Origin of the sequence: Nocardia wallacei, assembly GCF_029868745.1 — a bacterium.
In the GTDB taxonomy this organism is placed as follows: Bacteria; Actinomycetota; Actinomycetes; order Mycobacteriales; family Mycobacteriaceae; genus Nocardia; species Nocardia wallacei_B.
The window spans coordinates 1-9,197 of sequence record NZ_JARWOP010000024.1 but is presented as its reverse complement, the minus strand read 5'-3'; the positions used below and the strand labels follow the sequence as shown (position 1 = coordinate 9,197).

The following is a 9,197-nucleotide window of genomic DNA, read 5'->3' as shown; positions in this document are numbered from 1 at the left end:
TATGGGGGCCTTTCTTTGCCGGGGGGGTTTTTTTACCATGCCCCTGGGGGGCGGTCCACGCGGGGGTCACCCGCCAGACGGTGTACCGCTACTTCCCCAGTGCCGAAGCGCTTCTGACCGCGACGGCCATCGCGCACACCGAGCAATTCCTCGACGTCCTGGCCGAGCATCTGCACGATCTGCGCGATCCCGCGACCGCGGTCGTCGAGGGCATCGCCTACACCCTCGAACGCCTGCCGCAGGAGAAGTACCTCGGCCTGCTGCTGGCTCCCGGCCGCGCCGGAGCGTTCTCGGCGGGCGTCACCTCCGATACCGCGATGGCGTTCGGCCGTTCGATCCTGCGACGCTACGCGGTCGACTGGGACGCGGCCGGAATCTCCGACACCGACCTGGACGGCCTCGTCGAACACATGCTGCGCATCGTCCAGTCGTTCGTCATCGACCCCGGCCGCCCGCCGCGCACCGGCCGCGACCTTCGCGACTACCTCTCCACCTGGGTGGCCCCGGCACTGCGAACTCCACGCACCCAGGCCGAAACCCTCAGCCTGTGACCGGGTATCTCCGGTCCAGTTCGAGGTTCAACTCGAGCACGTCGACCCGGGGCTCACCCAGGAAACCGAGATCGCGACCCTGGGTGTGCGCATCGACCGCCGCGCGCACGTCGGCTTCGGAGATGTTGCGGGCCTTGGCGATTCGTGGCGCCTGAATGGCCGCGTACTCCGGGGAGATGTCCGGATCGAGTCCGGAGGCGGAGGTGACGACGGCGTCGGCGGGCACCGCGGGAGCGGACGGGGCGTCGCCGCGCACGGGCACGATCAGCCCGGCCGAGTAGTCCGCGCCGACCCTCGCGCACTCGACCCGCACACCCTCGTAGGTATCCAGGAAAGGCGTGGCCGGGCAGGCCTCGTCGACACTGATCACCGCCGTGGGATGGGTCACCCGGCCGCGGTCGTCTTGCGGACCCAGCACCGAAAGCACCGCGCCCACACCGGATTTCGTGCAGAACGGGCGGCGTCCGTCCACGCCCTCGCGCTCACCGACGGCCTTGCTGCGTGCGCAGACCTGGGTGAGCAGGCTCTGTTTCGCGTCGTCCGGATTCTCGGCGAGGGTGTCGACGATGCTCTCCGGACCGAGGTTGGTGAAGCTGGTCGAGGTCGGGTCGTAGCCGTCACCCTTGCCCGAGCTCGACGGTCGGCTCTGAAAGTACTGCGCCAGCGCGTTGCCGTTGCCGTCGGTGAAGGCCTGGCCGATCAGCGACGAGCCGACGATCCGGCCGTCCTGCTCGATCAGCGACCCGTTCGCCTTGTCGTGCAGGCCGGGCAGCTGCGCGACCCCGAAAACCGCTACGGGATAGACGATTCCGGTGATCACGGCCAGCACCAGCAGCGCGCGCAGCGCCGCGAGGTGCTGCCGGATCCAGGTTGTCTTCCGCATCGAGAAAGTAGGCATATCAGGACATCCCGGGGAGGAATCGGACGATCAGGTCGATGAGTTTGATGCCGAGGAACGGCGCGACGATGCCGCCGACACCGTAGACGGCGAGATTGCGGGAGAGCAGTGTGGACGCGCTCGACGGCGTGTACTTCACGCCCCGCAGCGCCAGCGGGATCAGCGCCACGATGACCAGCGCGTTGAAGATCACCGCCGACAGGATCGCCGACTGCGGGCTGTGCAGCCGCATGACATTGAGGACGTCGAGCCCGGGGAACAGCACCACGAACAGCGCGGGAATGATCGCGAAGTACTTGGCGACGTCGTTGGCGATGGAGAACGTCGTCAGCGCGCCCCGGGTGATCAGCAACTGCTTGCCGATCTCCACGATCTCGATCAGCTTGGTCGGATCCGAGTCCAGATCGACCATATTGCCGGCCTCTTTGGCGGCCGAGGTGCCGGTGTTCATCGCGACGCCGACGTCGGCCTGCGCGAGCGCGGGCGCGTCGTTGGTGCCGTCGCCGGTCATCGCGACCAGGCGGCCGCCATCCTGCTCCCGCTTGATCAACGCCAGCTTGTCCTCCGGCGTGGCCTCGGCGAGGAAGTCGTCCACGCCTGCCTCGTCGGCGATCGCCTTGGCTGTCAACGGATTGTCACCCGTGATCATGACCGTCCGGATGCCCATGCGGCGCATCTCGTCGAAACGCTCACGCATGCCTTGCTTCACGACGTCCTTGAGGTGGATCACGCCGAGCAGCCGGGCATTCCCGCCGGAGATCTCGCCGACCACCAGCGGGGTGCCGCCGGCCGCGGAGATGCCGTCGACGGTCACGCCTGCCTCGGCGGGGACTTCGCCGCCGTGGGCGCGGACCCATTCGGTGACGGCGCTGGCCGCGCCTTTGCGTAGTTGGTGGCCATCGTGCAGGTCGACGCCCGACATGCGGGTCTGCGCGGTGAATTCCACCCACGTGGCCCCGGTCAGCTCGCCGGGCGTGCGTTCGCGCTTGTTGTAGGCCTGCTTGGCGTACACCACGATCGAGCGGCCCTCGGGCGTTTCGTCGGCGAGGCTGGAAAGCTGTGCGGCGTCGGCGATCTCGTCTTCGGAGATGCCCGGCATCGGCACGAATTCCGACGCCTGCCGGTTGCCGAGGGTGATGGTGCCGGTCTTGTCCAGCAGCAGCGTGTTCACGTCCCCCGCGGCCTCGACGGCGCGGCCGGACATGGCCAGCACATTGCGCTGCACCAGCCGGTCCATGCCCGCGATGCCGATGGCGGACAGCAGTGCGCCGATCGTGGTCGGGATCAGGCACACCAGCAGCGACACCAGCACGATGCCGGTGACACCGTGCACGTCCAGCGCCGCAGTGTTCGGGACGCCGGGATTGTTCGCCTTGGCGAAGATCGCCAGCGGTTGCACTGTCGCCACGGCGAACACGAAGATGATCGTGAGTGCGGCCAGCAGAATGTTCAGCGCGATTTCGTTCGGCGTCTTCTGCCGCGAGGCGCCCTCCACGAGCGCGATCATCTTGTCGATGAACGAGCCACCCGGCTCCTGCGTGATCCGCACGACGATCCGGTCCGACAGCACCGTGGTCCCGCCGGTCACCGCCGAACGATCACCGCCGGACTCGCGAATCACCGGCGCGGACTCGCCGGTGATGGCCGACTCGTCCACGGACGCAATGCCTTCCACGACGTCGCCGTCACCCGGGACGACCTGCCCCGCCTCGACCACCACATGATCGCCGCGGCGCAGTTCCGGCGCCGAGACCTGCTCCTCGGTGTGGCGCTGCTGACCGGGATGCCAATCCACCAGCCTGCGAGCGACGGTGTCGGTCTTGGCTTTACGCAATGTGTCGGCCTGCGCCTTGCCGCGCCCCTCGGCGACGGCCTCGGCCAAATTCGCGAAAAGCACCGTGAGCCAGAGCCATACGACGACGGCCCAGCTGAAGAACGTCGGCTCGGCGATGGCCAGCATCGTCGACCACACGGCGCCGATCTCGACGATCAGCATCACCGGATTGCGCCACAGCGTGCGCGGATCGAGTTTCCGGAAGGCCTCCGGCAGGGACTGCACCAGCATCCGCGGGTCGAAAAGGCCCGTGCCGACACGCGATTTCGCCAGGGTGGGGGCGGTCATGAGTGGATTCCTTCGGCGAGCGGCCCGAGCGCCAGGGCGGGCAGGAAGGTGAGCGCGACGAGGATCAGCGTCACGCCGACGACCATGCCGACGAACTGCGGCCGGTGCGTCGGCAACGTGCCGATCGACTCGGGGGTATGTCCTTGTGCGGCAAGCGAACCGGCGAGCGCGAGCGCGAGAATGATCGGGACGAAGCGGCCGAAGACCATGGCCAGGCCCAGCGCCGTGTTGTACCAGTCGGTATTGCCGGACAGTCCCGCGAAGGCCGATCCGTTGTTGTTGGCCGCCGAGGCGAAGGCATACAGCACCTCGGTCAGGCCGTGCGGCCCGGTGTTGGCCATGCTCGCGCGCTGTCCCGGCATGGCCATCGCGGCGGCCGTGCCCACCAGCACGATCAGCGGGCTCACCAGGAAATAGGTGGCGGCGAGCTTGATCTCGCGCGGCGTGATCTTCTTGCCCAGGTACTCCGGCGTGCGCCCGACCATGAGCCCGGCGACGAACACCGTGATCACGGCCAGGATCAGCATGCCGTACAGCCCCGCGCCGACACCGCCGGGCGCGACCTCGCCCAATTGCATGTTGAACAGCGGCCACAGCCCGCCCAGGCTGGTGTAGGAATCGTGCGCCGAATCGACCGCACCGGTCGAGGTGAGCGTGGTGGCCGCGGCATAGGTCGCCGAATTCGACACGCCGAAGCGGGTTTCCACGTCGGCCATCGCCGAACCGACCGCGGTGGGCACGGTGCCGTGGTGCAGCAGCTGGAACAGATTGGTCAGGGTGACGCTGATGATCGCGAGCGTGGCCATCACCGCGGTGATCGCGTAACCCTGCTTCGGGCTGCCGACCATGCGGCCGAAGGTGCGCGGCAGGGAGAAGCCGATCACCAGGATCAGGAAGATCTGGAGCCAGTTCGTCCAGGCGGTCGGGTTCTCGAACGGGTGCGCGGCATTGACGTTGAAGAAGCCGCCGCCATTGGTGCCCAGCTCCTTGATGACCTCCTGACCGGCGACCGGACCGCCCGGCAGGGTCTGCGATCCGGTACCGGCCACGGTCTGCGCGACCTGGTCGTAGACATGGAAATTCTGGATCATGCCCGCCGCCACGAAGACGAGGGCGAACACGAACGCGATCGGCAGCAGCAGCCGGATGGTTCCCCTCACCAGATCCACCCAGAAGTTGCCGAGGTCGCCGGTGTCGCGGCGCGCGAAGCCCCGCACCAGCGCCATCGCCACCGCGATACCGACCGCGGCCGAGACGAAGTTCTGCACCGTGAGCCCGACCATCTGCACGGTGTGACCGAGCGTGGACTCACCGGCGTAGTTCTGCCAGTTCGTATTCGTGACGAAGCTGATCGCCGTGTTCCACGCGAGGCCACCGGTCATCTCGGTGCCCGGATCGGTCAGATGCCACGGCAGATGTCCCTGCAGCAGTTGCAGGAAGAACAGGAACAGCACGCCGATCGCCGAGAACGCCAGCACACTGCGGGCATAGATGCCCCACGTCTGCTCGACGCCCGGCTCGACGCCGATGAGCCGGTAGATACCGCGCTCGAGCCGGGAGTGCTTCGTGCCCGCGTAGACCCGGTACATGTAGTCGCCGAGCGGGACGTGCACCACCGCGAGCGCGATCACCAGGGATACCGCGAACAGTATCCCCGCGGTAGTCGTGTTCACCTAGAACCTCTCCGGAAACAGCAGGGCCGCAAGGACATACAGGGCGACGCCGACGGCCAGCAGCAGGCCGATGATGTTCTGCGTCACAGCCGTTCGACTCCCCGCTGGATCAGGCCGAGCAGTGCGAAGACCGCCACGGTCAGCAGCGTGAACACCACGACAGACATGGGAAACAACCTCTCTCGACAACGGCGCACCCGAGGCGCGCCACAGCGAGTCAAGCGTCTGCTTTGGCCGTTTTCGAGGTCGTTGACGCCTTCTTAGCGTTCCGCCGCCGCGAATTGACGCCGCGCTTACAGGGGCGTGCGCGGTCAGCGCCGCAATGCCGTCAACGTCGGCCGGACGGCCGTCAAGAAGCCGTAAAGATCGGTCTGACCGCCACCGCCGCCGGTAGACAGTGGAGTGCTCGGCTACGGGATCGACCGGCCGGCTACGACAGCGACGGTAAGGAGAAGACAGTGCCGGATTTCGCGGTCACCACCGCGGTGCTCCTCGGGTTCCTGGCTTGCGCGCTGGCCCTGCGGGTACTCGCGACCGCGCAGCGCCGCCCGCGAGCGGCCGAGCGCGTGGCGCGAGACGGTCGCCGCGGCGCCCGCGCCATGATGGACGAGTGAAGCGCGGGCAGCTACGGATCTACCTCGGCGCCGCCCCGGGCGTGGGCAAGACCTTCGCGATGCTCGGCGAGGCGCATCGGCGGCTGGAACGCGGCCGGGACGTGGTCGCCGCCGTGGTGGAGACGCACGGCCGCGCGAAGACCGCCCAACTGCTGGCGGGCATCGAGCGCGTGCCGCCGAAGCTGATCGACTACCGCGGCGCCACCCTGCCCGAACTCGACGTGGAAGCGGTCCTGCGCCGCCGCCCCGCGGTCGCGCTCGTCGACGAACTGGCCCACACCAACGTGCCCGGTTCCCGCAACGACAAGCGCTGGCAGGACGTGCACGAACTGCTCGACGCCGGCATCGACGTGATCTCGACGGTCAACGTGCAGCACCTGGAGAGCCTCAACGACGTCGTGCAGCAGATCACCGGCGTGGTGCAGCGCGAGACCGTGCCCGACTGGGTGGTGCGCGGCGCCGAGCAGGTGGAGTTGGTGGACATCACCCCGGAGGCGCTGCGGCGGCGGATGTCGCACGGCAACGTCTACGCCGCCGAGCGGGTCGATGCCGCGCTGCGCAACTACTTCCGGCCCGGAAACCTCACGGCGCTACGGGAATTGGCGCTGCTGTGGCTGGCCGACCAGGTCGACGCGGCGCTGGCCAAGTATCGCGACGACCACCGGATCACCGATACCTGGGAGACGCGCGAACGCGTCGTGGTGGCGGTGACCGGCGGGCCCGAATCGGAGACGATCGTGCGCCGCGCGAGCCGCATCGCCACCAAGTCCAGCGCGGATCTGATCGTGGTGCACGTGGTCCGCGGCGACGGCCTGGCCGGAGTGTCCACCCAGCGCCTCGCGCGGCTGCGGGACCTGGCCGACAGTCTCGGCGCGGGACTCCACACCGTCACCGGCCAGGACGTGCCCGTCGCGCTGCTCGACTTCGCCCGCCAGGTCAACGCCACCCAGCTGGTGCTGGGGACCTCGCGGCGGTCGCGCTGGGCCCGCATGGTCGAGGAGGGCATCGGATCCACCGTCGTGCAGCTGTCGGGAAAGATCGACGTACACATGGTCACCCACGAGGAATCCAAGCGCGGGTTCCGATGGTCGGCGGTCACCCCCCGGTATCGCAGGCTGTCGTCCTGGCCGGCCGCGGTGCTGGTGCCCACGCTGATCACCGTGGGCTGCTACTTCTGGGTGGACCACCACCTCGACCTGGCCGGGGAGAGCGCGCTGTTCTTCATCGGCGTCGTCGCGGTGTCGCTGCTCGGCGGCGTCGCACCGGCCACACTGTCGGCGCTGCTGGGCGGGCTGCTGCTGAACTGGTTCTTCGTCTCACCGCGGCACAGCCTGACCATCGCCGAGCTGAACAACTTCCTCACCATCGTGGTGATGCTGCTGGTGGCCGTCGCGGTCGCGGCGCTCGTGGACGTGTCCTCGAAACGGCGGCGCGAGGCGCGCCGGGCCTCGCAGCAGGCCGAACTGCTCACCCTGTTCGCCGGTGCCGTTCTGCACGGGGCCGACCTGCACGACCTGCTCGAACGCGCCCGCGAGACCTTCGGGCAGCGGGCGGTCAGCTTCGCCACCGACGACGAGGTGATCGCCTGTGTCGGCGAGAACCCGCCGCGCCGGGTCGGCGATGCCGATGTCGCGATCGAGGCGGGCGACGACATGCACTGGCTGCTGCTCACCGGCCGCGCGCTGACCGCCGGCGACCGGCTGGTGCTGGGCGCGGTCGCCAATCAGGCCGCCGGATTGCAGCAGCGCCGCCGCTTGGCCGACGAGGCCCAGGCCGCCGCCGGCGTGCTCGAGGCCGACCGGTTGCGCCGAGCATTGCTGTCGGCGGTCAGCCACGACCTGCGCACTCCGCTGGCCGCCGCCAAGGCCGCGGCGTCCAGCCTGCGCAGTGACGATGTCGAGTTCTCCCCCGAGGACACCGCCGAATTGCTGGAAACCGTCGAGGAATCCGTCGATCAGCTCACCGCGCTCGTCGGCAATCTGCTCGACTCCTCGCGGCTGGCCGTCGGGGTGGTTCGGCCTCAGCTGAAGCGGGTCTACCTGGAAGAGGTCGTCAGCCGGGCGGTGGTCGGGGTCGGGATGGGCACCCGGGGCGTGCGCCGCGCGGCGATGGACCGGATCAAGGTCGAGGTCGGCGATGTCTCGGTGCGCGCCGACAGCGGCCTGCTGGAACGCGTGCTGGCCAACCTGATCGACAACGCGCTGCGCTATTCGCCACGCGACACCACCGTGCGTGTCGCCGCCGAACGCACCGGCCACCGCGTGTCGATCACCGTGGTGGACTACGGTCCCGGAGTGCCGACGGGCATGGAAGACCAGATGTTCGAACCGTTTCAGCGGCTCGGCGATCGCGACAACTCCACCGGCGTCGGATTGGGCCTGTCGGTGGTCCGCGGCTTCGTCGAGGCGATGGCCGGCACGGTGCACGCCGAGCCGACCCCCGGCGGCGGTCTCACCATGGTGATCGATCTGCCGACCGGCGAAGGACCGTCCGATTCCGGTGGTACGACAGAGCTTTCAGAACAGGAGAACCGGTGACTGCACCGAACACGGCGCCGACCAAGGTGCTCGTGGTCGACGACGAACCACAGATCCTGCGCGCGCTGCGGATCAACCTGTCGGTCCGCGGGTACGAGGTGATCACCGCCGCCAGCGGCGCCGCCGCACTGCGCGCCGCCGCCGAGAAACACCCCGACGTCGTCGTGCTCGACCTCGGCCTGCCCGACATGGACGGCATCGACGTGCTGGCCGGACTGCGCGGCTGGAGCCGGTCGCCGGTGATCGTGCTGTCCGCGCGCACCGACTCCGCCGACAAGGTCGAGGCGCTCGACGCCGGGGCGGACGACTATGTCACCAAGCCGTTCGGGATGGATGAGCTGCTCGCCCGGCTGCGGGCGGCGGTGCGGCGGGCGGCCGACGGCGGGGAGGGGACCGATCCGGTGATCGAGACCTCGTCGTTCGTCGTCGATCTGGCGGCCAAGAAGGTGACCAAGCATGGGGTCGACGTGCATTTGACGCCGACGGAATGGGGGGTTTTGGAGATGTTGGTGCGTAATCAGGGGAAGCTCGTGGGGCGGCGGGAGTTGCTGCGGGAGGTGTGGGGGCCTTCGTATGCGACCGAGACTCATTATCTGCGTGTGTATTTGGCGCAGTTGCGGCGGAAGTTGGAGGATGATCCTTCGCGTCCTAAGCATCTGTTGACTGAGGCGGGGATGGGGTATCGGTTCAGCGTTTGAGGGTCTGCTGTGTTTTTGGCCTCCGCTTCGCTGCGGCGGGTTTTCGGCGCCCTTGGTCTCGGTTTTCGGGTGCCGCTGCTGGCTCCTTCGTCGCTTCGCAGCGG

Annotated in this window: 9 protein-coding genes; 4 read left to right on the top strand and 5 right to left on the bottom strand. The window is 68.5% G+C overall.

Annotated features, from left to right (window positions below; all coding sequences use genetic code 11):
• A partial coding sequence (locus tag QH470_RS00880) for a TetR/AcrR family transcriptional regulator (RefSeq protein WP_280270301.1) occupies positions 1 to 551 on the top strand: 551 nt, incomplete at its 5' end.
• Here the strand turns inward: QH470_RS00880 and QH470_RS00875 are convergent.
• From QH470_RS00875 to QH470_RS00855, 5 genes are read right to left on the bottom strand one after another with little or no spacing between them, the layout of a single operon-like run.
• Positions 541 to 1,434 (bottom strand): potassium-transporting ATPase subunit C, encoded by an 894-nt coding sequence (locus QH470_RS00875; RefSeq protein WP_280270300.1) that lies wholly within the window; start codon positions 1,432 to 1,434, stop codon positions 541 to 543. The two genes, QH470_RS00880 and QH470_RS00875, sit on opposite strands and share 11 nt — an antisense overlap.
• 16 nt (positions 1,435 to 1,450) lie before the next feature.
• Complete coding sequence (gene kdpB / locus QH470_RS00870; RefSeq protein ID WP_280270299.1) at positions 1,451 to 3,571, bottom strand: potassium-transporting ATPase subunit KdpB; 2,121 nt, start codon at positions 3,569 to 3,571, stop codon at positions 1,451 to 1,453.
• Positions 3,568 to 5,244, bottom strand: coding sequence for a potassium-transporting ATPase subunit KdpA (kdpA, locus tag QH470_RS00865; RefSeq protein ID WP_280270298.1), 1,677 nt, complete (start codon positions 5,242 to 5,244; stop codon positions 3,568 to 3,570). The genes kdpB and kdpA overlap by 4 nt, the downstream gene beginning before the upstream one ends.
• Complete coding sequence (locus QH470_RS00860) at positions 5,245 to 5,331, bottom strand: potassium-transporting ATPase subunit F (protein ID WP_280270302.1); 87 nt, start codon at positions 5,329 to 5,331, stop codon at positions 5,245 to 5,247. It abuts the gene before it with no gap.
• Positions 5,328 to 5,411, bottom strand: coding sequence for a potassium-transporting ATPase (locus QH470_RS00855; RefSeq protein WP_114699639.1), 84 nt, complete (start codon positions 5,409 to 5,411; stop codon positions 5,328 to 5,330). The genes QH470_RS00860 and QH470_RS00855 overlap by 4 nt, the downstream gene beginning before the upstream one ends.
• 291 nt (positions 5,412 to 5,702) lie before the next feature.
• Between QH470_RS00855 and QH470_RS00850 the strand changes: the two genes are divergently transcribed.
• The 3 genes from QH470_RS00850 to QH470_RS00840 are packed head-to-tail and all read left to right on the top strand — an operon-like array spanning position 5,703 to position 9,093.
• Positions 5,703 to 5,858 (top strand): hypothetical protein, encoded by a 156-nt coding sequence (locus QH470_RS00850; RefSeq protein WP_280270297.1) that lies wholly within the window; start codon positions 5,703 to 5,705, stop codon positions 5,856 to 5,858.
• Positions 5,855 to 8,395, top strand: a complete 2,541-nt coding sequence (locus QH470_RS00845; protein ID WP_280270296.1) for a DUF4118 domain-containing protein — start codon at positions 5,855 to 5,857, stop codon at positions 8,393 to 8,395. The genes QH470_RS00850 and QH470_RS00845 overlap by 4 nt, the downstream gene beginning before the upstream one ends.
• On the top strand, positions 8,392 to 9,093 hold the full coding sequence (locus QH470_RS00840) for a response regulator (RefSeq protein WP_280270295.1): 702 nt from the start codon (positions 8,392 to 8,394) through the stop codon (positions 9,091 to 9,093). The genes QH470_RS00845 and QH470_RS00840 overlap by 4 nt, the downstream gene beginning before the upstream one ends.
• Positions 9,094 to 9,197: the final 104 nt, after the last annotated feature.

Excerpts from the sequence above, each read along its gene's own strand:
- kdpB (WP_280270299.1), bottom strand. The coding sequence starts at position 3,571 with ATGACCGCCCCCACCCTGGCGAAATCGCGTGTCGGCACGGGCCTTTTC.
- QH470_RS00855 (WP_114699639.1), bottom strand. The coding sequence starts at position 5,411 with ATGTCTGTCGTGGTGTTCACGCTGCTGACCGTGGCGGTCTTCGCACTG.
- QH470_RS00875 (WP_280270300.1), bottom strand. The coding sequence starts at position 1,434 with ATGCGGAAGACAACCTGGATCCGGCAGCACCTCGCGGCGCTGCGCGCG.